The sequence below is a fragment of the Thiomonas sp. UBA7699 genome, from assembly GCF_002482605.1.
In the GTDB taxonomy this organism is placed as follows: Bacteria; Pseudomonadota; Gammaproteobacteria; order Burkholderiales; family Burkholderiaceae_C; genus Thiomonas; species Thiomonas arsenitoxydans.
Genome location: NZ_DLGH01000024.1, coordinates 33,172 through 53,559, shown reverse-complemented (window position 1 = coordinate 53,559; position 20,388 = coordinate 33,172). Strand labels below are relative to the sequence as shown.

General features: G+C 65.5%; 19 protein-coding genes and 1 riboswitch. Of the genes, 7 read left to right on the top strand and 12 right to left on the bottom strand.

Annotation, left to right across the window (positions count from 1 at the left end; genetic code table 11):
- Window position 1: 1 nt before the first annotated feature.
- The 5 genes from B3H47_RS10780 to B3H47_RS10760 form a co-directional block, all read right to left on the bottom strand.
- Window positions 2–856, bottom strand: coding sequence for a thiazole synthase (locus B3H47_RS10780; protein ID WP_286987001.1), 855 nt, complete (start codon window positions 854–856; stop codon window positions 2–4).
- 1 nt (window position 857) lies between these two features.
- Window positions 858–1,091 (bottom strand): sulfur carrier protein ThiS, encoded by a 234-nt coding sequence (gene thiS, locus B3H47_RS10775; RefSeq protein ID WP_286987000.1) that lies wholly within the window; start codon window positions 1,089–1,091, stop codon window positions 858–860.
- Window positions 1,088–2,185, bottom strand: coding sequence for a glycine oxidase ThiO (thiO, locus tag B3H47_RS10770; protein ID WP_286986999.1), 1,098 nt, complete (start codon window positions 2,183–2,185; stop codon window positions 1,088–1,090). The genes thiS and thiO overlap by 4 nt, the downstream gene beginning before the upstream one ends.
- A gap of 4 nt (window positions 2,186–2,189) precedes the next feature.
- On the bottom strand, window positions 2,190–4,199 hold the full coding sequence (gene thiC / locus B3H47_RS10765) for a phosphomethylpyrimidine synthase ThiC (RefSeq protein WP_286986998.1): 2,010 nt from the start codon (window positions 4,197–4,199) through the stop codon (window positions 2,190–2,192).
- A 31-nt stretch (window positions 4,200–4,230) separates the two neighbouring features.
- Window positions 4,231–4,363, bottom strand: a riboswitch (TPP riboswitch).
- 35 nt (window positions 4,364–4,398) lie between these two features.
- A complete protein-coding gene (locus tag B3H47_RS10760; protein WP_286986997.1) occupies window positions 4,399–5,265 on the bottom strand; it encodes a pirin family protein in 867 nt (288 codons plus the stop codon).
- 118 nt (window positions 5,266–5,383) lie between these two features.
- Here B3H47_RS10760 and B3H47_RS10755 point away from each other — a divergent pair, with 118 nt between their 5' ends.
- Window positions 5,384–6,301: a LysR family transcriptional regulator gene (locus B3H47_RS10755; RefSeq protein ID WP_286986996.1), complete on the top strand. Its 918-nt coding sequence runs from the start codon at window positions 5,384–5,386 to the stop codon at window positions 6,299–6,301.
- 141 nt (window positions 6,302–6,442) lie between these two features.
- Here the strand turns inward: B3H47_RS10755 and B3H47_RS10750 are convergent, their stop codons facing one another.
- Together B3H47_RS10750 and B3H47_RS10745 are read right to left on the bottom strand one after the other, a co-directional pair.
- Window positions 6,443–7,405, bottom strand: coding sequence for a fatty acid desaturase (locus B3H47_RS10750; RefSeq protein WP_286986995.1), 963 nt, complete (start codon window positions 7,403–7,405; stop codon window positions 6,443–6,445).
- Window positions 7,406–7,407: 2 nt separating this feature from the next.
- A complete protein-coding gene (locus tag B3H47_RS10745) occupies window positions 7,408–9,231 on the bottom strand; it encodes a bifunctional diguanylate cyclase/phosphodiesterase (protein WP_286986994.1) in 1,824 nt (607 codons plus the stop codon).
- 200 nt (window positions 9,232–9,431) lie between these two features.
- Here B3H47_RS10745 and wrbA point away from each other — a divergent pair, with 200 nt between their 5' ends.
- A complete protein-coding gene (wrbA, locus tag B3H47_RS10740) occupies window positions 9,432–10,034 on the top strand; it encodes an NAD(P)H:quinone oxidoreductase (RefSeq protein WP_286986993.1) in 603 nt (200 codons plus the stop codon).
- Complete coding sequence (locus tag B3H47_RS10735; RefSeq protein ID WP_286986992.1) at window positions 10,034–10,312, top strand: YkgJ family cysteine cluster protein; 279 nt, start codon at window positions 10,034–10,036, stop codon at window positions 10,310–10,312. The genes wrbA and B3H47_RS10735 overlap by 1 nt, the downstream gene beginning before the upstream one ends.
- A 26-nt stretch (window positions 10,313–10,338) precedes the next feature.
- Here B3H47_RS10735 and B3H47_RS10730 read toward each other — a convergent pair whose 3' ends face one another.
- From B3H47_RS10730 to B3H47_RS10715, 4 genes are all read right to left on the bottom strand, one after another.
- Window positions 10,339–11,328 (bottom strand): potassium channel beta subunit family protein, encoded by a 990-nt coding sequence (locus tag B3H47_RS10730; RefSeq protein ID WP_286987056.1) that lies wholly within the window; start codon window positions 11,326–11,328, stop codon window positions 10,339–10,341.
- A gap of 89 nt (window positions 11,329–11,417) precedes the next feature.
- Entirely contained in the window at window positions 11,418–11,720 is a 303-nt protein-coding gene (locus B3H47_RS10725; RefSeq protein WP_286986991.1) for a FeoC-like transcriptional regulator, read from the bottom strand.
- A complete protein-coding gene (gene feoB / locus B3H47_RS10720) occupies window positions 11,717–14,068 on the bottom strand; it encodes a Fe(2+) transporter permease subunit FeoB (protein ID WP_286986990.1) in 2,352 nt (783 codons plus the stop codon). Before feoB ends, B3H47_RS10725 begins: the two co-directional genes overlap by 4 nt.
- Complete coding sequence (locus tag B3H47_RS10715; protein ID WP_156052779.1) at window positions 14,065–14,355, bottom strand: FeoA family protein; 291 nt, start codon at window positions 14,353–14,355, stop codon at window positions 14,065–14,067. Before B3H47_RS10715 ends, feoB begins: the two co-directional genes overlap by 4 nt.
- A 221-nt stretch (window positions 14,356–14,576) precedes the next feature.
- On the opposite strand from B3H47_RS10715, the gene B3H47_RS10710 reads away from it, so the two are divergent.
- On the top strand, window positions 14,577–15,281 hold the full coding sequence (locus B3H47_RS10710) for a fumarylacetoacetate hydrolase family protein (protein ID WP_286986989.1): 705 nt from the start codon (window positions 14,577–14,579) through the stop codon (window positions 15,279–15,281).
- 46 nt (window positions 15,282–15,327) lie between these two features.
- Here B3H47_RS10710 and polA read toward each other — a convergent pair whose 3' ends face one another.
- The gene (gene polA, locus B3H47_RS10705) at window positions 15,328–18,096 is read right to left on the bottom strand and encodes a DNA polymerase I (protein WP_286986988.1); all 2,769 of its coding nucleotides are present in this window, start codon (window positions 18,094–18,096) and stop codon (window positions 15,328–15,330) included.
- Window positions 18,097–18,130: 34 nt separating this feature from the next.
- Between polA and B3H47_RS10700 the strand changes: the two genes are divergently transcribed.
- From B3H47_RS10700 to B3H47_RS10690, 3 genes are all read left to right on the top strand, one after another.
- A complete protein-coding gene (locus tag B3H47_RS10700; RefSeq protein WP_286986987.1) occupies window positions 18,131–18,478 on the top strand; it encodes a hypothetical protein in 348 nt (115 codons plus the stop codon).
- A gap of 74 nt (window positions 18,479–18,552) precedes the next feature.
- Window positions 18,553–19,494: a homoserine kinase gene (locus B3H47_RS10695; protein WP_286986986.1), complete on the top strand. Its 942-nt coding sequence runs from the start codon at window positions 18,553–18,555 to the stop codon at window positions 19,492–19,494.
- A gap of 78 nt (window positions 19,495–19,572) precedes the next feature.
- Complete coding sequence (locus B3H47_RS10690) at window positions 19,573–20,361, top strand: BPSS1780 family membrane protein (RefSeq protein WP_286986985.1); 789 nt, start codon at window positions 19,573–19,575, stop codon at window positions 20,359–20,361.
- Window positions 20,362–20,388 lie beyond the last annotated feature (27 nt).

Below are 20,388 nucleotides of genomic sequence, written 5' to 3'. Positions count from 1 at the left end.
CTCAACTCCCCTGATGCCAGAACGGCACGCCCACCATGGGCGTGGAGGCTTGAGCCACTTCGCGCGTGCGCATGGGCAGCGCGCGGTGGGCCAGACGGCCGGCCTGCACACTCAGTGTAAAAGCGCGGGCCATCGCCACCGGGTCGCCAGCCTCGGCCACTGCGGTGTTCACCAGCACGGCGTCATAACCCAGTTCCATCACCTGCGCGGCGTGGTGGGGCGCGCCGATGCCGGCATCGACCACCAGCACGTTGTCTGGCAAGCGCTCGCGCAGGGTGCGCAGCGCGGGCAGGTTGCGCGGCCCGGCGCCGGTGCCGATGGGCGCGGCCCAGGGCATGATGGCGGCGACACCGGCATCGCGCAGCTTGAGCGCGGTCACCAGATCGTCGGTGGTGTAGGCGAACACGGCGAAGCCTTCACGCACCAGAGTTTGCGCGGCGGAGACGGTGCCCCAGGGATCGGGCTGCAGGGTGTAGTCGTCGCCGATGACTTCGAGCTTGATCCAGTGGGTGCCGAAAATTTCGCGCGCCATCTGCGCCAGGGTGATGGCTTCTTCCGCAGAGTGACAACCGGCGGTGTTGGGCAGCAGATGCCGCCCCATCTCACGGATGCGCTGCCACCACGCCTGCCCGGACTGACTTTCTGGAGCTAAGCGGCGCAACGACACGGTGAGCACCTCCACCTGCGCGGCCTGCACGGCCCCGGCGAGCACGCTGGGCGCCGGATAACGCGCGGTGCCCAGAAACAGGCGGCTGTTCAGGCTGACGCCGCCAACCTGCAAGGGGTCGGGCTGGCGCAGCACGGCGCAGTGGGGTTGCACGGGAGAAGCCGTCTGATTCATGTTGGCGAGATCCATTTCATCCTCCCACCACGGGGCTGACCACTTCGATGGCATCGCCCGGCTGCAAGACCTGTTGAGCCCAAAGGGTGCGCGGCACGAAATGCCGATTCACCGCGCAAGCCAAAGCCTGCGTGGCGTCGTAGCCGCGCTCGGTGAGCAGGTCGGCCAGCGTGGCGCTGGAAGTTTGCACGGGCTCGCCGTTGATTTGCACCGACAGAGCCTTTGCGATTTGAAGATTGGGGGTGCTCATCCAAGAGTCTCCACGGTCTGCGAGCGCAGCAGGGCCAACAGATCGCGCTCGGCCCGCTGCACCATTGCCGGAGCCACGAGATAGCCGTGACGATAGAAGCCATTCAAGTGCCAGACGCCCTCGCGCTGTGCCCACACGGGTTGATGGTCATCGGTTGCGGGGCGCAGGCTGGTGGCCACGCGGGTGATGCGCGCTTCGCCAAACGCTGGATGCACGCTGTAGAGCGCGCTGGCGAGTTCGAGCATGGAGCGCACGGTGATCGGCCCGGTGTCCTGCGACTCCAGTTCGGTCGCGCCGATGATGAAGCGCCCTTCGCTGCGCGGCACGATGTAGAGCATGTAGCGCGGATGGATCAGCCGCACCGGGCGGCGCAGGTTCACCGCCGGGCAGGTCACGGTGAGCACTTCGCCGCGCACGCCGCGCACGCCCGGCCAGGCCGCGTTCACGCCGCGGCAGTCCACCACCGCATCGGCCTCGATCAGCGCGCCGTCGGTGGTGTGTACCGAGCGGGCCTGCACGCTTTGCACAGTGGTGCGCTCGAGCCACTGCCCGCCCACGCGCGCCATGGCCTGCTCGATGGCGGCTTGCAGGGCTTGCAGCAATTGCCCGTTGTCGAGTTGGCCTTCGAGCGGCAGCCAAAGACCGCGGCTGAAACGTCCAGCGAATTCGGGCTCCAGCGCGGCGATGCCCGGCCCGTCCAGGCTTTGCACCGCGTCGCGTTTGTCGGCAGGCAAGCGGTAGCGGATGAGGTCGGCATAGTGCGCCAGACCGGGGTAGTCGGGCGCGTGCGCGACCACCAGCGAGCCTTCGTGGTGAAAGTCCACCGCCTGCCCGGTCTGCGCCTGCAGCGTGGCCAGCCATTGCGGCCAGATCGCCAAAGATTGCTCGCCGAGCGCGAACAGATCGGCATCGCCCACCACCAGCTCGGCATAGGGCGCCAGCATCGCGGCAGCCACCCCGGCCGCATGGTCGCGATCATCGCGGCCACGGGCATCGACCAGGGTGACCGGCACGCCTGCACTGAGCAGACGCCACGCCAGCAGGCGACCAGCAAGCCCGGCTCCCGCGATCACCACTTCAGCAGTCCGCGTCATGTCTTCAGTTCTCCTGCTGTTGCGGCGCAGGAGCCCGCGAACCCGGCAGCGGAGTCAAAGCCCCCACTGCTGCGGCTCCGCCTTCGCCGCCCCCCGAGGGGGCACGCCCCGCCTTGGTGCGGCCCGGCAGCGGGGCGTGCACATAGACCTCGCTGCCTCCCGCGCGGAACTCGGCCGACATTTCCGCCATGCCCACCTCGACGGCCTGCTCTGCATCCACGCCCTGTTTGGCGGCGTACTCGCGCACTTCCTGCGTGATTTTCATGGAGCAGAACTTCGGCCCGCACATTGAGCAGAAATGCGCGGTCTTGAAGGCGTCTTTCGGTAGGGTTTCGTCGTGAAACTCCTTGGCCTTTTCCGGATCGAGGCCGAGGTTGAACTGGTCGTCCCAGCGGAACTCGAAGCGCGCCTTGGAGAGCGCGTTGTCGCGCGCCTGCGCGCCGGGATGGCCTTTGGCCAGATCGGCCGCGTGCGCGGCGATCTTGTAGGTGACGATGCCGTCGCGCACGTCCTGTTTGTCGGGCAGGCCGAGGTGCTCCTTGGGCGTGACGTAGCAGAGCATGGCGGTGCCGTACCAGCCGATCATCGCTGCGCCGATGGCGCTGGTGATGTGGTCGTAGCCGGGCGCGATGTCGGTGGTCAGCGGGCCGAGGGTGTAGAACGGCGCCTCGCCGCACTTCTCCAACTGCCGGTCCATGTTCTCCTTGATGAGCTGCATGGGCACATGGCCAGGGCCTTCGATCATGGTCTGCACGTCGTGCTTCCAGGCGATCTGCGTGAGTTCGCCCAGGGTGTCGAGCTCGGCGAACTGCGCTTCGTCGTTGGCATCGGCAATACTGCCAGGACGCAGGCCGTCACCCAGCGAGAACGCCACGTCGTAGGCCTTCATGATGTCGCAGATATCCTCGAAGTGTTCGTACAGAAAGCTCTCCTTGTGATGCGCCAGGCACCACTTGGCCATGATCGAGCCGCCGCGCGAAACGATGCCGGTGACACGTTTGGCGCTCAGCGGAATGAAGGGCAGACGCACCCCGGCGTGGATGGTGAAGTAGTCCACGCCCTGCTCGGCCTGCTCGATGAGGGTGTCGCGGAACAGCTCCCAGGTGAGGTCTTCGGCCACGCCGCCCACCTTCTCCAGCGCCTGATAAATGGGCACGGTGCCAATGGGCACGGGCGAGTTGCGCAGGATCCACTCACGGGTTTCGTGGATGTGTTTGCCCGTGCTCAGATCCATCACCGTGTCGGCGCCCCAGCGGATGGACCAGACCATTTTTTCCACCTCTTCGGCAATGCTCGACGTGGTGGCCGAGTTGCCGATATTGGCGTTGATCTTCACCAGGAAGTTGCGGCCGATGATCATCGGTTCGCTTTCCGGGTGATTGATGTTGTTGGGGATGATGGCACGGCCGCGCGCCACTTCATCGCGCACGAATTCCGGCGTGATGCGCGATTGGATGTTCGCGCCAAAATGCTGGCCGGGGTGCTGCTTCAGCCGTCCGGCATCGAGCATTTCTTCCTGCCGCTGATTCTCCCGAATGGCGATGAACTCCATCTCGGGCGTGATGATGCCCTTGCGCGCGTAGTGCATCTGGCTGACGTTGGCGCCGGCCTTGGCACGTCGCGGCAGCGGCAACTGCGGAAAGCGCACCGCATCCAGACCCGCATCGGCGTTGTGGCGGCGCGTGGTGTCGGAGCTGAAGGCGGGCAGTCGCTCGGTATCACCGCGCTCGGCAATCCACGGCAAGCGCAGCCCGGGCAGGCCGCGCGCCAGGTCGATGCTCACCTGCGGATCGGTGTAGGGCCCGGAGGTGTCATAGACCGCGAAGGGCGGATTTTTTTCCACGCCAAATACCGCTGGGGTATCGGCCAGCCTGATCTCGCGCATGGGCACGCGAAGGTCGGCACGGCTGCCCTGCACATAAATCTTGCTGGACGCGGCGAAGGGGGTACGGGTGATGCGCTCGGTCAGCTCAGGGGCATCGACCTTGTAGCGGGATTCGGGCAGTGCAGACATGGTTCCTCCGGGGATGGATGAATGCCTGCCGTTGCACCGGCGCCTTGTTCCCTCCGCAGGTTGGAAGTGCACTTGCGGCGCACTTCCTAGCCCGATCAGGTTCAGCGGATTCTGCGTTACGCAGTCTCAGCCGGGAATTTCGCCCGGCGCTCCGACAAGCTCAGGCGCAGTATAGGCGTAGCCCCGCCAACTCGATCGCTTACGCCGCAATCTGGCCGAAACGGCCGCTGTTGAAGTCTTGCATCGCCTGATGAATCTCGGCTTGCGTGTTCATCACAAACGGACCGTAGCCGACGATGGGCTCGTCGATCGGCTCGCCGCTGAGCAACAGCAGCGTGGCGTCGTCCTCGGCCTCGACCAGCACGCCGTCGCCTTCACGGCTGAGCAAGCCGAACTGTGCCGAGCGCACCACCGCATCGCCGTTCACCTTCACCGCGCCGTGCAGCACCACCAGCGCCAGCGTGCGCCCCGCGGCGATGTCGAAGCGGGTCTGTGCGCCCGCGTTGAGCCGCACGTCCCACACGTCCATCGGCGTGAAGGTGCGTGCGGGGCCGCGGTGGTCGGCATACGTCCCGGCGATCACACGCACCCGCCCTGCCGCGTCGGGCAAGGCCACGTCGGGAATGGCGGCGTTCAACAAGGTCTGATAGCCGGGCGGCGACATCTTGTCCTTGGCGGGCAGGTTGACCCAGAGCTGCACCATCTCCAGCGTGCCGCCTCGCTCGGTGAACGCCTGCGAGTGGAACTCGTCATGCAGGATGCCGCCTGCGGCCGTCATCCACTGCACGTCGCCCGGGCCGATATGCCCGCCGGCCCCGGTCGAGTCGCGATGATCCACCTCGCCCTGATAGACGATGGTCACCGTCTCGAAACCTCGATGCGGGTGTTCGCCCACGCCGCGCGGCTGCTTGCCGGGCGCGAACTGCGTCGGCCCGGCGTAGTCGAGCAGCAGGAAGGGGCTGAGCTGCACGCCATGGCTGCTGTAACTAAACAGCGAACGCACCGGAAAGCCGTCGCCAACCCAATGTTGGCGCGGGTTGCTGTAAATGCCTTGAAGGGTTTTCACGCTGTTTCTCCTGTAAGCCGGGGCCCAGCCCCGCGATGGCTAAAGAATATGGGTGGAACGATACGTTCGGTAGTCGCAAAATTTGCCTTGATCGTTCTATAAATGGAACAATAAACCGATGCGCGACTTGAATGATCTGTATTACTTTGTCCAAGTGGTGGAATACGGGGGTTTCGCACCCGCCGGACGTGCGCTCGGCCTGCCGAAATCGAAACTGAGCCGCCGCTTGGCGCGACTGGAGACGCAACTGGGCGCAAGGCTGATCCAACGCTCGACCCGCAGCTTCGTGGTCACCGAACTCGGGCAGACTTACTACACCCATTGCAAGGCTATGCTGGTCGAAGCCGATGCGGCCGAAGAAGCCATAGCCCGTACCCATGCCGAGCCCTGCGGCGCCGTGCGCATGACCTGCCCGGTCGCCCTGCTCGATGCGCAAGTCGGGGGCATGGTCGCGGCCTTCCTGGTGCGCTATCCGCAGGTGCAGTTGCAGCTTGACGCCACCAACCGGCGCGTGGACGTGGTGGCTGAAGGCATCGACGTGGCCCTGCGCGTTCGCCCCCCGCCGCTCGACGACAGCGATCTTGTGCTGCGAACACTTGCCGAGCGGGTGCAGGTACTGGTGGCCAGCCCCGCCCTGCTCGCCCGCACGCAGATGCCGCAGACCCCGGCCAGCCTGTCCGGGCTGCCCAGCCTGGCTCTGGGCAGCCAGCTCGGCATCACACAGACCTGGGAGCTGCACGGCCCTGAAGGCGCGCAGGCCGCGGTTCGGCATCAACCGCGCCTGGTGTCGTCGAGCATGCCCGCGCTGTGCGACGCGGCGGTGGCGGGGGCGGGCATCGTGCAGCTGCCGCTGATGATGGTGCAGGCGCAGCTTGCCAGTGGCCAACTCACGCATGTGCTGCCCGGCTGGGCGCCGCGGCCCGAGATCATTCACGCCGTGTTCGCATCGCGCCGCGGTCTGCTGCCCGCGGTGCGGGCGCTGCTCGACTTTCTGGCCGAGCAATTCAGCGTAGAGCCGGGAGATCAGGGCGTGTGAACGCGGTTTCGCGGCAACGCCTGCTCAGCGCCCCCAGGGTCGGCTCGCCGACCCCCGTGGGGGATGAGGCCCGCAGCTCCAAGCTGCCCTGCGGCAGCTTGGACGGAGCCGAATCCGAGCAGCTTGCAAGCTGCGAGGTGGTCAAGGAAACTTGGGGCGGCCCGGCGTTTCCTTGAGCGCAATCGGGCCACGCAACTGGCGCAGCAGCGCACGCGCATAGGGCTGGGCAAACTGCCGGTCTTGCGCACTCTCCGCCGCGGGCAATTTGCTCCAGGGCAGCGCCGGGTGGCGATGATGGGTGGCGTGATAGTTGAAGTGCAGAATCAGCGCCGAGGCCCAGCGCGGCAGATCGAGCTGGCGCGCCTGTCGCACATCATCGCCGGGGGCGTGCAGCGGGGTCGCATAGTGATAGGCGTTGTCGGTGAGCGAAATCAGCAGCCCCCGGCCCAGCAGCGCCAGCAGCAGCATCCAGACATGCGCGCCGTAGAGCCAAACGCTGCACGTCACCAGCGCCAGTGACGCCAGGCTGTCCAGACGCATAGCGCGCAGGGTGTCGGGCTTGAGCAGTTGCCGCTCCAGACTCTGCGCCAGCGACGGCAGACCGGGCTCGGCCGGCAGACGCTGCGCCAGCCGCAGCAGCCAGGCCGGCGGCAACCACACCAGCAGCAGTGCGACCACTTCGCTGGCATACAGGCCGATGAGCAGTTGCGGGTAGTAACGCCAGGCGGCCGCGCTGCGCGTGGTCAAGGCCGGATCGAACACTTCGCTGCGGTCGATGGCGGTGCGGTTGAACTGGTGGTGCTTGAGATGCCCGAACCGCAGCACCGCAAACGGCGCCGGAAAGCCGATGGCCAGCAGGCGCGAAAGCACGTCGTTCAGGCGCCGGTTGGGAAGCAGCACGGCGTGGATGCCTTCGTGCAGCAAAGACCAGTAAAAAGTGGTCGCCAGCACCACGATCAGCAGACTCCAGCCCAAAGCAGGCAGCGCGGGCAGCAGCAGCGGCAGAACGATCCACAGCCAGCCCGACATCGTCAGCGCCAAGACCGCGAGCAACAGATTGAGCCGCGCCGGAATGCTGCGAGGGTCGGTTGCCGCGCTGCTCATGTTCACCTCAAGGCGGGCGGCACTTGCACTCCGACCTGCGGGCCGTACTGCCGCCGGTCGATAAACACCCGGTCGTAGGCCTGCGCCTTGGCCACTTTTTTCAGCTCGACCAGAAGGGCCGAAACTTCGCGGTGCGATTCCACCTGCCCCGAAGCCAAAGTCAGCACGCCGAAGGACACGGTGGGAAATCCGAACCACTGCGCTTCGCCTCGGCGGTTGACGGCCTCGTATCCGCCGCGTTCACGTTGATCCGCATTGAAGAAGCGCGGCATCTCGGCGGCGAATTCCTGCGGAATGGTCTGCAGACGCTCGACGGCATCGGGCTCGGCGCTCACCACGATGAAATCATCCCCGCCGATGTGGCCGACAAAATCGCCCGGCCGCGCAAAGCGCGCCCGCAGCAGATCGGCCAGCAGCACAATGACCTCGTCGCCGAGCCGGTAGCCAAACACATCGTTGAACGGCTTGAAGTGATCGATATCGCCATACGCCGCCACGAAAGACTGCCCCGAGGCCAGCAGGCGATCGATCTGTTCGTTGATGGGCACATTGCCCGGCAGCAGCGTCAGCGGGTTAGCATAGCGCGCAGTCTGGATCTGGAACTCGTTGACCAGCCGCAGCAGATCGCCCACCAGCAACAGGCCGCGATAGTCGCCCTGCTCGGTGACCAGCACGCCCTCGGTGGCGTGGCGAAAGCTGGCATCGGCGATCAACTGGCTGGCCTGGTGCAGACTGCTGCTCACATCGAGCTTGAGCACATCGGCGCTCATCACCTGGGCGCAGGGTTTGTTGCCCAGCAGGTCGCGTACATGCGGGCGCCAGAGCCGGTCGGCCAGCACATAGCGGTTGAGAATACCCAGGGCGCGCCCGTTCGCATCGACCACGGGAATCGACATCAGATCGGGCTGGGCGTCGAAGCGGCGCAGCACCTCTTCCAGCCGTACTTGCGGCTGGACCGGAGCGATCGGGCGCGCCAGGCCGAGCGCCGATTGTTCCACGCTGCCGCGCGAAGCCAGCGGGTACAACTCGGGTTGAGCCGCCTCGATCAAGCCCCGTTGCGCCGGGCGCATTTCACGCGACGGCGCGGCAGACGGCCGCTCCAACACAAAGCCCTGCGCCAACTGCACGCCGATTTCGCGCAGCACGCGCAGATCGCGGGCCGACTCCACGCCCTCGGCCACCACCCAAGAGCGGCTGGCCTCGGCCATGAGCAACATCGAGCGCACGAACGCCGCCTTGACCGCATCATCGGCCAGCCCGGCGCAGAACGCCCGGTCGATCTTGAGATAGCGCGGATGCAGGCGCTGCCAGGCTTCGAAGCGGCCGAAACCCCGCCCCATGTCGTCCAGCGCCAGCGTAAAACCGAGGCGGTGCAGATGTTCGGCCTGCTCCATGCCCACGCCGTCTTTCAGCAGATCATCGCTTTCCAGCAACTCGAACACGACGCGCGACGGCGGCAAGCCCAGTCTTTGCAACAAATCGAGCGCGGCCGAGCTGCCCAGCCAGCCCGAATCGAGCAAGGTCTGCGTGACGTTGATGAACAACTGCCCCGGCAAATTCAGCCGGGCGAACGTCTCTAAACTCGTGCGCACGCACAGGGCATCGAGCTCGTACAAGCGCCCGTTCTCCCGCGCGGTCTGAAACAGCGCATCCGGTCGCTCCAGCGGCGAGCCCTGCGGCCCGCGCGCCAGCGCCTCGAAGGCGTGGATCGAATGACCCCGCAGATCGAACACGGGCTGAAACTCCACACGCAGCTCGCCATGCGAAAGCAGCCGGTCGAGCAGGATGGCGAGATAGCCGATCTGGGGTTGTACGAGAGAAAGCATGGGGCGAAGTGCGGGAAAGATGCCCGGTTTTATCGCACCCACATCACAGTTTGATGACAGTCATGGCGATTTCATGTCGGCATGCCGCAACACAAAGCCCTGTCCTGCAAAAACGAGACAACTCAACCACAATAGGACTCACAGCGCCACTTTGGCCTGCTCCCTGATTCACCTGAAAGTTATCTAAAAGGACATCGAAAATGGCAAAGATTCTTGTTTTGTATTACAGCACCTGGGGTCATGTGGAAACCATGGCGCACGCGGTGGCCGAAGGCGCGCGCAGCGTGCCGGGCTGCAGCGTGGACATCAAGCGCGTACCCGAAACCATGCCGGCGGAAACCGCGGCTGCCATCCATGCCAAGACCGATCAGGCCGCGCCCATTGCCCAGCCCGCCGACCTGGCGGACTATGACGCGGTGATCTTCGGCACGCCCACGCGCTTTGGCAATATGTGCGGCCAGATGCGCAACTTCCTCGACCAGACCGGCGCACTGTGGCAACAAGGCAAGCTGGTGGGCAAGGTGGGCAGCGTGTTTGCCAGCACCGCCACGCAGCACGGCGGGCAGGAAACCACCCTCACTTCGTTCCACACCACCCTGTTCCATCACGGGATGATCGTGGTCGGCGTGCCCTATGCCTGTGCCGGCCTGACCCAGATGGACGAGGTTTCCGGCGGCACGCCTTACGGCGCCACCACCCTGAGCAAAGGCGATGGCAGCCGCCAGCCCAGCGCCAACGAGCTCGACATTGCCCGCTACCAGGGCAAGCATGTCGCGGAAATCACCAAGAAGTTGTTTGGTTGATGCCACCAGCCGCGGAGCCCGGCCACGCCTGCCGCCCCGGCTGCGCGGCCTGCTGCATCGCGCCGTCGATCAGCAGCCCGATTCCCGGAATGCCGCAGGGCAAACCAGCGAGCACGCCCTGCGTGCAACTCACCGCTGATCTGCGCTGCGCCATTTTCGGCAGGCCCGAGCGTCCGTCCTGCTGCAGCGGACTGCAGCCCAGCGCCGAGATGTGCGGCGACAGCCGCGAACAGGCGCTGCACTGGTTAGCTGCACTGGAGTGTGCAACGGCACCCTGAAACCTGCGGGGCGATTAGCCAATCGATCAGACCGCCAGCGGTGCGGAAATGGCATCCATTTGCGCCAGCACTTCTGGCGTGAGCTTGGGCAGCACGCTGAGTGTGCCCAGGTTCTCCTGCAGTTGCGACAACTTCGAAGCCCCCAGAATGACTGAGCTCACCCGCGGATTGTGAGCCACCCAGGCCAAAGCCAGTTGCGCCACGCTGCAGTCGAGCTGCTGGGCGATGGCTTCGAGCTCGCCCACTGCGGCATTCTTTCGCGCGTCGAGCAGGCCGTCGCGCAAAAAGCTCACGTTCTGCATCTCGCCCCGGCTGCCTGCGGGGATGCCCTGGCGATATTTGCCCGTCAGCAGGCCAGACGCCAGCGGGCTCCAGGTCGTGAGCCCCAGGCCGATATCGTCGTAGAGCCGGGCGTACTCCTGCTCCACCCGCTTGCGGTGGAACAGGTGATATTGCGGCTGCTCCATCACCGGCTTGTGCAGATGGTGCCGCTCGGCCACCTCGTAGGCGGCGCGAATCTCGTCGGCGCTCCACTCGCTGGTGCCCCAGTACAGCGCCTTGCCCTGCTCGATGACGTTGTGCAGCGCCCAGACGGTTTCTTCGATGGGGGTGTGCGGATCGGGGCGGTGACAAAAGATCAGATCGATGAAATCCAGCCCCATGCGCTTGAGGCTGCCATCGACCGCCTGCAACAGATACTTGCGGTTCAGGGTGTTGCGGCCGTTGATGCGCGGTTTCTCGGCCGTGCCCGCGTCGAGCCCCCAGAAAAACTTGCTCGACACCACATAGTCGAGCCGGTGCCACTTGAGCTGCGCCAGCGCCTGCCCCATCAGTCGCTCGCTTTCGCCATTGGCATAGACCTCGGCATTGTCGAAAAAATTGATTCCCGCATCGCGCGCGGCGGCCATCATCTCGCGCACGCCCGAAGCATCGACCTGATTGTGAAACGTCACCCAGGAGCCGAGCGAAAACAGGCTGACTTGCAGGCCGCTGCGGCCAAGATGGCGATAAAGCATAGGGTTGTGCATGGCGTTCTTCTCCGTGAGGTAAAGAACGCTAGCTTAGGCCGCCCGCCAAAACCCCGTGCTTGCAAAACCGCCCAAGTTCAGGCAGAGCGCAGCATCAACACCGGGGCTTTTGCCGGGGATGCCGCGGCGGCCTGCAGACCGCGCCACTGGTAGAGCGCTGCCGCGGTTTTGCGGGTGCCGCATTGGCCACAACTCCCGCAGGAGCCGCTGCCACAGGCGCTGCCCTGCGCATCGATCCGCTCGACCAGCCCGCGCTGCACCCAGTGCGCCAGCATGTCTTCGACCACTGACGCAGAAACCTGCACGCAGGCCGCAATCTCGGCGGCGCTGGCAAGCTGCTTGTCGCGCAGGCAATCGCGCACGGCGAACAGCGGGTTCATACCAGACTCTCCAGCCCCTGCGTTGCCACGCGGCGCTCGGTGCGGTCGCCGTATTGCCGCAGGCCCACCACCAGCAGCACAAAGGCGGCAACGCAAGCGACCACCCAAAGGGCGGATGATGGGGGATGCTGCGCAAACGTACCGATCTGATAGATCACCGTGGCCGCGGCCCAGGCGATGCCGATGCCGTAAAGCACGGAAAACACCATCCAGCCCCAACCCACCTCGCGACGCAGCGCCCCCATGGTGCTGGCGCAGGGCACGTACAGCAAGACGAACACCAGGTAGGCAAAGGCCGACAGCGGGGTGAACGCGGCCGCCAGCCCGGCGAGGGTTTCGTTGCTGGCGCCGCTGGCCTGCACAGCCTTGTCGGCGGACTGCAGATCGTGCAAGCCCAGCGGATCGAGGAAGTTGTTGAAAAAGGCCGCGGCGTTTTCGGGAATGGTCTTGGCAGCCTGCAACAGCTTGGCGCCCACATCAGGCTGGCGATAAGCCGCCATCGAGTCGGAAGCCTGCTGCCGCTGATAAATGCCGTTGAGCGTGCCGATCACGATCTCCTTGGCGGCCGCGCCCGCCAGCAGCCCCGACACCGCGGGCCAGTTCTCCCGGGTGATGCCCATGGGCTCGAACACCGGCGCAATGGCCCGGCTGCCCTGAGCGAGAAGAGAGTGATCGATGTCGGTCGCCTGCAAGCCCTTGTCCGTCCAGCCTATGCCGGGCAGCACGAACAGCACCACCCCGATGACCACGATCACCTTGCCGACGCGGAAAATGAACACCTTCAACCGCTGCCAGGCCTGCAGCCCAACGCTGCGCAGGCTGGGCAGGCGATAGGGCGGCAGCTCCATGACAAAGGGCATGGGCTCGCCCCGAATGGCCGTCTTGCCCAGCATCCACGCGGTGAGCAGCGCCACCACGATGCCCAGCACATACAGCAGAAATACCACCTGCCCGCCGGTGCTGCGGAAAAACACCACGGCGAACGCCATATAGATGGTCAGCCGCGCCGAGCACGACATGAAGGGCTGCATCAGCACCGTAAGCAGGCGGCCGCGCGGGTCTTCGATGATGCGCGAGCCCATGATGGCCGGCACATTGCAGCCAAAGCCGATGACCATGGGCACCAGCGAGTTGCCGGGCAGGCCCATGCGACGCATGAAGCGATCCATCGCATAGGCGGCGCGCGCCATATAGCCCGAGTCGTCGAGAAACGCGAGGAACAGAAAGGTGAGACCGATGGGCGGGATGAAGGAGATGACCAGGTTGAGCCCGCCGCCCACGCCGCCAGCGACCATGGACACCATCCAGTCGGGCAGCCCGGCCTGCAGCATCACATGCCCCACCCCGCCGATGAGTAGCGCCGACGAGGCCTGATCGAAAAAGTCGAGAAAAATATTGCCGCCGCTGAAGCTCACCACGAACACCAGATACAGCACCAGCAGAAACACCGGCACGCCCAGCCATTCATTGAGCACCACGCGGTCGAGAACATCGGTCACGCGGTGGCGCACCCCCATCTTGCCGGTGCGCTGCATGGCAATGGCCGCAAGCTGGTGCGCCCAGCCAAAGCGGGCGGCCGCAACCAGATCGGCCACTTCTTCGCCAGCTTGGGCGAGCACCTGCGCCTGCGCCGCCGCCACGCCGGCCTGTACCTCGGCCGAGGGCGACACCACCAGCCCTTCGAGCAGCCGCAGCGCATCGAAGCGGCGCCGTGGCGTCGAGGGCACGGCAAGTTGCGCGCCGACTTGGTCGATCGCCTGTTCGACCTCGGGCGGGTAGGTCGGCATCGAGGCGCTGGGCTTTTGTTGCAGGGCGGCCCGTATGGTGTCGAGCAGTTCTGCACGGCCACGGCCTTTTCGCGCCACCAGCGGCACCACAGGCACGCCAAGTTGCTTTGAGAGCGCGAGCACTTGCGGCTCCAGCCCCAGCGCCTGCGCCTCGTCCACCATATTGAGCGCGAGGATCAGCGGCTTGCCGGTTTCGAGCAGTTCAAAGGTCAGCGCCAGATGGCGTTCGAGGTTGGAGGCATCGACGATGTTGACGATGAGATCCACCCGCTCATCGAGCAAAAAGTTGCGCGCCACGCCCTGGTCGGCACCGCCGCCGCCCAGCAGACTGTACACACCCGGAAGATCGATCACCGAAAGCTTCAGCCCCGCCGCTAAGGCCGTTCCCCGGCGCTGCTCCACCGTGACGCCGGGCCAGTTGCCCACATGCTGATGCGCCCCGGTGAGCAGGTTGAAAATGGTGGTCTTGCCGCAATTGGGGTTGCCCGCCAGAGCGATCACCGGCAGGCCGGAGTCTGCTTCGGGGGAAACTGCGCAATCTGGATCGTGACACGCGCTCATGCCGCAGCCTTTTGATGCACCGCAGACGCCGCGGCCGCCGAAGCCACGATAGGCATCACGCGGATTTTGTCGGTCACGCCCCGCCCCAGCGCAATGCGCGCACCGCCCACCTGCACCACCGTGCCCCGCGGCCCGGGGCCGTGCACCACGCACAGCGGCACGCCACGGCGGATACCGAGCATGACCATGCGCTGCACCATGGCGCGTCCGCCATCGAAATCGACCACCTGGGCGCATTGCCCATAGGGAAGCTGTGCGAGGGAAACCACTACGGAGTCGGTGTGCATGATCTGACCTGAAAAAAGCTGCTTTGTGATGATGCGCAAATGATAATGTTTATCGTTTCATATATCGTATGCGCAGCGGCTGATGAAGATCAAGACCTGCCCCACGCGGGATGGCTCGATCTGTAACAGGGCGTGAATCAACGTGGAATCCGCGCCACATTTCGCCTCGAGTGACCTGTTCTCTGCCTACACTCGATCAACAAACCAAGACCGAACCCGTCATGCCCACCGCCTTTCCACCCCACTCTCCCGCCCTGCTGCCCATCGTGGGCAGCGATCTCGCCTTTCCCGTTCGCCGCGTGTATTGCGTCGGGCGCAACTACGCGGCCCATGCGCGCGAAATGGGCTCAGACCCGAATCGTGAGCCGCCGTTTTTCTTCAGCAAGCCCGGCGATGCCGATGCAGTGATTGCGGTTGCCGCAGGGCAGACCGGCGACATCGCCTACCCGTCCGTCACGCAAGATCTGCATCACGAAATCGAGCTGGTCGTCGCCATCGGCGCCGCGGGCCGCGACATCCCCGTGAGGCAGGCCGCCGCGCACATCTACGGCTACGCCGTCGGCCTCGACCTGACCCGCCGCGATCTGCAGGGGCAGATGAAGGCGCAGGGTCGACCGTGGGAAATCGGCAAGGCCTTCGACCAGTCCGCCCCCATCGGCCCGATCACGCCGCGTCAACCCGGCGCCGAGCTGAACACCGGCACCATTGCGCTAACGGTCGACGGCGCGCTGCGTCAGCAAGGGCGGCTGGAGCAGATGATCTGGTCGGTGGACGAAACCATCGCCCGGCTCTCCACCCTGTTCACCTTGAAACCCGGCGACCTGATTTTCACCGGCACGCCCGATGGCGTCGGCGCCATCACCCGCGGCCAGGTACTGCACGGCACGATAGACGGCCTGACGCCGCTGCAGGTGCGCATCGTCTGACCGCCCCAGACCTGCCGCGCTCAGCGGCCACGCTCAGTGACCACGCTCAGTGCGCCAGCTCCCAGTTGGCGCCCAGGCCCATTTCGGCCAGCAGCGGGACGTCGAGCTGGGCAACGCCCGCCATCAGGCGGGGAATGTGTTCGCGCACCCAGTGCGTTTCTTCCTCGGGCACTTCGAGCACCAGCTCGTCGTGCACCTGCATCACCACCCGGCTGCGCAGTTTTTCGCGCACGAGCGCGGCATCGACGGCGATCATCGCCATTTTGATGAGGTCGGCCGCGGTGCCCTGCATCGGCGCGTTGATGGCGGCTCGCTCGGCCGCGGCACGGCGCGGCCCGCTGGCGTGGATATCGGGCAGCCACAGTCGTCGCCCGAACACGGTTTCGACATAGCCCTGTTCCGCCGCCTGTTTGCGGGTGCGCTCCATATACGCCGCGACACCCGGATAACGGGCGAAGTAACGGTCGATGTAGAGCTGCGCCGCGCTGCGCTCCAGGCCGAGGTTGCGTGCCAGGCCGAAGGCACTCATGCCGTAGATCAGCCCGAAGTTGATGACCTTGGCCATGCGGCGCTGATCGCTGCTGACTTCCAGCGGCGTGACGCCAAAAATCTCAGCCGCGGTCGCGCGGTGAATGTCTTCCCCGGCGGCGAACGCAGCGAGCAGACCGGCGTCTTGCGAGAGGTGCGCCATGATGCGCAGCTCGATCTGCGAGTAGTCGCTCGACGCGATCAGCCAGCCCTTGGGCGCGATAAACGCCTCGCGAATGCGCCGCCCCTCGGCCGTGCGTACTGGAATGTTCTGCAGATTGGGATCGTTGGAGGCCAGCCGCCCGGTCACGGCCACGGCCTGCGCGTAGTTGGTATGCACCCGGCCGGTGTCCGGGTTGATCATTTGCGGCAGCTTCTCGGTGTAGGTGCTCTTGAGTTTGGACAGACTGCGGTGGTCGAGAATGACGCGCGGCAGCGGGTAATCTTCGGCCAGCTTTTCCAGCACTTCCTCGTCGGTGGACGGAGCGCCGGAGGCGGTTTTTTTCTGCACCGGCAGTTGCAGGCGGTCGAACAGGATTTCGCCGATCTGCTTGGGGCTGCCCAGATTGAAAGCGCCGCCGGCCAGCTCGAATGCCTGCGCTTCCAGGGTTTGCATTTTGGCGCCCAGCTCGCCGCTTTGCGCCCGCAGCAGATCGCCGTCCACCAGCACGCCGGTACGCTCGATGCGCTGCAGCACTTCACTGACCTGCATTTCCAGCGCGTAAATGCGCGTCAGCCCGGCATCGGCCTGGACTTGCGGCCACAGCCGCTGGTGTACCTGCAGGGTGAGATCGGCATCTTCGCCCGAATAGCGGGTCGCCACATCGAGCGCCACCTGATCGAAGGTGATGGCCTTGGCGCCCTTGCCGCAAACTTGCTCGTAGCTCAGGGTGTCGTCGCGGCCCAGGTGGCGGCTCACCAGACTGTCGAGGCTGTGCGGCTTGTGCGCCTCGATCACATAGCTCTCAAGCAAGGTGTCGTGCGCATAGCCGCGAATCGTCACGCCCGCGTTGGCGAACACATGGCGGTCGTACTTGGCGTTCTGCCCGAGCTTGGGTTTGTCGGCGTTTTCCAGCCAGGGCCGCAGACGTTCGAGCACCTCGGCCATGGGCAACTGCTCGGGCGCGCCGGGGTAGGCGTGGGCCAGCGGCAGATAGGCGGCCTCGCCGGGCGCGACGCTGAGCGAAATGCCGACCAGCCGTGCGCGCATCGGGTCGAGCGAGTCGGTTTCGGTGTCGATGGCGGTGAGCTCGGCCGCGTCGATGCGGGTCAGCCAGGCGTCGAACCGTCCCCAGTCGAGAACGGTCTCGTAGGTGCCTGGCGCGCTCTTTTCGGCCGGCGGCGCGTCGTCCAGCAGCGACACCTGCCGGGCGGCATCCTCGCTCACCGTCTGCGCCTTCATCTCGGCGCTGAAGCGGCGCATGCCGTTGCGGGTGAAGAAGGGCAGCAGCGCTTGCGCATCTTCCGGCGCCGGACGCAGATCGGGATCGAAGGCTTGGGCGTAGCCGTCCAGATCGCAGTCGGTGTGGATGGTCACCAGCTTGCGCGCCGTGGGCAGCCAGTCGAGCGCGGCACGCAGGTTTTTACCCGCAGCGCCGCTCACGGTTTCGGCCTGCTCGATCAGCGCATCGAGCGAGCCGTACTCCGTCAGCCACTTGACCGCCGTCTTGGGGCCGACCTTGTCCACGCCGGGCACGTTGTCCACCGCGTCGCCTACCAGGGTGAGGTAATCGACGATGCGATCGGGGGGAACGCCGAACTTTTGCTGCACCCCGGCGGGGTCGAGCACCTCGTTGCTCATGGTGTTGACCAGAGTGATGTGGTCGTTGACGAGCTGGGCCATGTCCTTGTCGCCCGTGGAAACCAGGGTGCGTATGCCCTGTGCGTGCGCCCGCACGGCCAGGGTACCGATCACGTCGTCGGCCTCCACTCCCGGCACCTCCAGCAGCGGCCAGCCCATCAGCCGCACAGCTTGGTGAATCGGCTCGATCTGCGCGGCCAAGTCGGGCGGCATCGGCGGACGCTGCGCCTTGTATTGGTCGTACATGGCGTTGCGGAATGTCGGCCCCTTGGCGTCGAACACGCAGGCCGCGTAGCGATAGCCCTTGGCCACCGGATATTGCTCGCGCAGGCGCCGCAGCATGGCCACCATGCCGTAGAGCGCCCCGGTGGGCTGGCCTTCGGGCCCGCGCAGGTCGGGCATGGCGTGGAAGGCGCGGTAGAGATAGCTGGAACCATCCACCAGCAGCAGGGTGGGGGCGGAGTCGGATTGCACGTCTGAATTCATCCGCGCATTATCAATGCCGCCGTAAAATCGGCGCATGAACATGTTTCGCCACGCCCTTACCGTCTCCGCCCTTGGCCTGTTCACGCTGCTCGCCAGCGTGTATCCGGGACCAAGCGCCCTTGCGCAGTCCAAGCCTGCGGCGCCGCTGACAGATACCCAGCCCAAGCCCAAATTCCCTGAACCTCGGGTGCGCGAAAACGTCACCCAGGATCGTGCGGTGCGCATTCAGGAGCAGCAGGTGCGCGGCGCCACCACCTCGATTCAGGTGCAGCCTTTGCACGGCGGCGTGGCCTACAACGTGGTGCCGCCCTCAATCTCGTCCAGCACCGACCCGGCCCATATGGAAGGGCAGGCGCAGTGGAAGGTGTTCACCTTCAAATAAACCGACGGGCTGACCGTTCAACCTGCTCGCTCAACCTGCTTTTCCAGCCTGCCTTTTCTTTCCCCATCCCGTTCATGGCCGTTTTCACACCGCTCGACGCAGCAGAGGTCGACTCCTGGCTGGCCCGCTTCGATCTGGGCACACGCACGGACCTGCAAGGCATCGCCAGCGGGATCGAAAACACCAACTACTTCCTGAGCACCACGCGGGGCCGGTTCGTGCTCACCTTGTTCGAGCGCCTGCAGGCCGAGCAGTTGCCGTTCTACCTCGGGCTGATGCACCATCTGGCCGCGCATGGCATTCCCGTACCCGACCCCATACCCGACCGGCAGGGTCAGACCTTGCACACCCTCAAAGGCAAACCCGCCGCGCTGGTCACTCGCCTGCAAGGCCGCAGCCAGCTGCAGCCCGAGCCGGCGCACTGCGCGCAAGTGGGGCATTGGCTGGCACGCATGCATCTGGCCGCACGCGACTACGCGGGCACGCTACCCAATCTGCGCGGGCTCGCCTGGCAGACCCGCACCATCCCCGACATCCTGCCCTATCTCACCGCCGATCAACACGCTCTCATCAGCACTGAGCTTGCGCACCAGACTGAGGTCGCCGCATCGCCCGCTTATGCCGCGCTGCCGCGCAGCGCGGTTCACGCCGATCTGTTTCGCGACAACGTGCTGTTCGAGGGGGATACTCTCTCCGGCGTGTTCGACTTTTACTTCGCCGGGGTCGATACCTGGCTGTTCGATCTGGCCGTGGCGCTCAACGACTGGTGCATTCACCTGCAGACAGGCGAGTTTGACGCGGCCCGCTTTGACGCCTTGCTGAGCGCCTACCTCGCCGTACGCTCCATGAGCGATGCCGAACACCGCTTGCTGCCCGACGCCCTGCGCGCTGCCGCGCTGCGTTTTTGGACCTCGCGTCTGGCCGACTATCACCTGCCGCGCGACGCCCACTTGCTCACCCCCCACGACCCCACCCACTTCGAGCGCGTGCTGCGCCAGCGCATCGCGTCCGCCTGAGCCCGGGCCTGCCGATACCATGTCGGCTCCCTTCTTGGGCTCTTTTCTTCGGCTCTTCACCTTTCATCGTCTTTCGCCATGCAACTGCGTACCGTCTCTGCCCGCGAGGGCCTGCTCTGGGTGCAAAGCGGCTTTCGCCGTCTGGCGCTGCAGCCCTGGGCGGCGCTGTTGATGATCGTGGCCTATATCGTCGTCACCGGATTCGTCTCGGCGCTGCCCATCATCGGTCTGGTGTTTCCGCTGTTCGTGGTGCAGTTCGGCACCCTGGGCTTCATGCAAGCCAGCCGCCAGATCGCACAAAAGCAGCCGCTTTGGCCCACGGTGCTGCTCACCGGTTTTCGCAGCGGCCCGCAGGCGCTGCGCAGCATGGTGATGCTGGGCGTGCTCTACACCCTCGCCGTCATTCTGGTGCTTGGAGTCGGCAGCCTGTTCGACGGCGGCGCCATGCTGCGCCTGCTTCTGCTCGGTGACAAACCGCCGGCCAGCGCCATCGCCGACGGCAGCCTGCGCCTGGGCGCCATAGCCGCCACTCTGGCGTATATCCCCGTCTCGCTCGCCTTCTGGCTCGCCCCGCCACTGGTGGCCTGGCACGCCATGCCGCCGGTCAAGGCGCTGTTTTTCAGCTTCGTGCTGTGCGTGCGCAACATCAAGGCGTTTGCGCTCTATGCGGTGCAATGGTTGCTGCTCTTTCTCAGCCTGCCCACGCTCATCATGCTCGTCGCCAGCCTGCTCGGCGCCAGTGAAACCCTGGCCGCCATGCTCAGCATGCCCGTGGCCATCGCCATTTTCCTAGCCTACATTTTGTCGTTCTATGCCAGCTACGAATCGCTGGTCGGCGAAACCCAGGCCAGCACTCTTGCGCAGTAATGTCGGTGACAACCGCACACCTGACTA

Excerpts from the sequence above, each read along its gene's own strand:
- B3H47_RS10750 (WP_286986995.1), bottom strand. The coding sequence starts at position 7,405 with ATGAGCAGCGCGGCAACCGACCCTCGCAGCATTCCGGCGCGGCTCAAT.
- feoB (WP_286986990.1), bottom strand. The coding sequence starts at position 14,068 with ATGAGCGCGTGTCACGATCCAGATTGCGCAGTTTCCCCCGAAGCAGAC.
- B3H47_RS10780 (WP_286987001.1), bottom strand. The coding sequence starts at position 856 with ATGGATCTCGCCAACATGAATCAGACGGCTTCTCCCGTGCAACCCCAC.
- thiC (WP_286986998.1), bottom strand. The coding sequence starts at position 4,199 with ATGTCTGCACTGCCCGAATCCCGCTACAAGGTCGATGCCCCTGAGCTG.
- B3H47_RS10690 (WP_286986985.1), top strand. The coding sequence starts at position 19,573 with ATGCAACTGCGTACCGTCTCTGCCCGCGAGGGCCTGCTCTGGGTGCAA.
- B3H47_RS10730 (WP_286987056.1), bottom strand. The coding sequence starts at position 11,328 with ATGCTTTATCGCCATCTTGGCCGCAGCGGCCTGCAAGTCAGCCTGTTT.
- B3H47_RS10715 (WP_156052779.1), bottom strand. The coding sequence starts at position 14,355 with ATGCACACCGACTCCGTAGTGGTTTCCCTCGCACAGCTTCCCTATGGG.
- wrbA (WP_286986993.1), top strand. The coding sequence starts at position 9,432 with ATGGCAAAGATTCTTGTTTTGTATTACAGCACCTGGGGTCATGTGGAA.
- B3H47_RS10755 (WP_286986996.1), top strand. The coding sequence starts at position 5,384 with ATGCGCGACTTGAATGATCTGTATTACTTTGTCCAAGTGGTGGAATAC.
- B3H47_RS10695 (WP_286986986.1), top strand. The coding sequence starts at position 18,553 with ATGGCCGTTTTCACACCGCTCGACGCAGCAGAGGTCGACTCCTGGCTG.
- polA (WP_286986988.1), bottom strand. The coding sequence starts at position 18,096 with ATGAATTCAGACGTGCAATCCGACTCCGCCCCCACCCTGCTGCTGGTG.
- B3H47_RS10700 (WP_286986987.1), top strand. The coding sequence starts at position 18,131 with ATGAACATGTTTCGCCACGCCCTTACCGTCTCCGCCCTTGGCCTGTTC.
- B3H47_RS10710 (WP_286986989.1), top strand. The coding sequence starts at position 14,577 with ATGCCCACCGCCTTTCCACCCCACTCTCCCGCCCTGCTGCCCATCGTG.
- B3H47_RS10725 (WP_286986991.1), bottom strand. The coding sequence starts at position 11,720 with ATGAACCCGCTGTTCGCCGTGCGCGATTGCCTGCGCGACAAGCAGCTT.
- B3H47_RS10745 (WP_286986994.1), bottom strand. The coding sequence starts at position 9,231 with ATGCTTTCTCTCGTACAACCCCAGATCGGCTATCTCGCCATCCTGCTC.
- thiO (WP_286986999.1), bottom strand. The coding sequence starts at position 2,185 with ATGACGCGGACTGCTGAAGTGGTGATCGCGGGAGCCGGGCTTGCTGGT.
- thiS (WP_286987000.1), bottom strand. The coding sequence starts at position 1,091 with ATGAGCACCCCCAATCTTCAAATCGCAAAGGCTCTGTCGGTGCAAATC.
- B3H47_RS10735 (WP_286986992.1), top strand. The coding sequence starts at position 10,034 with ATGCCACCAGCCGCGGAGCCCGGCCACGCCTGCCGCCCCGGCTGCGCG.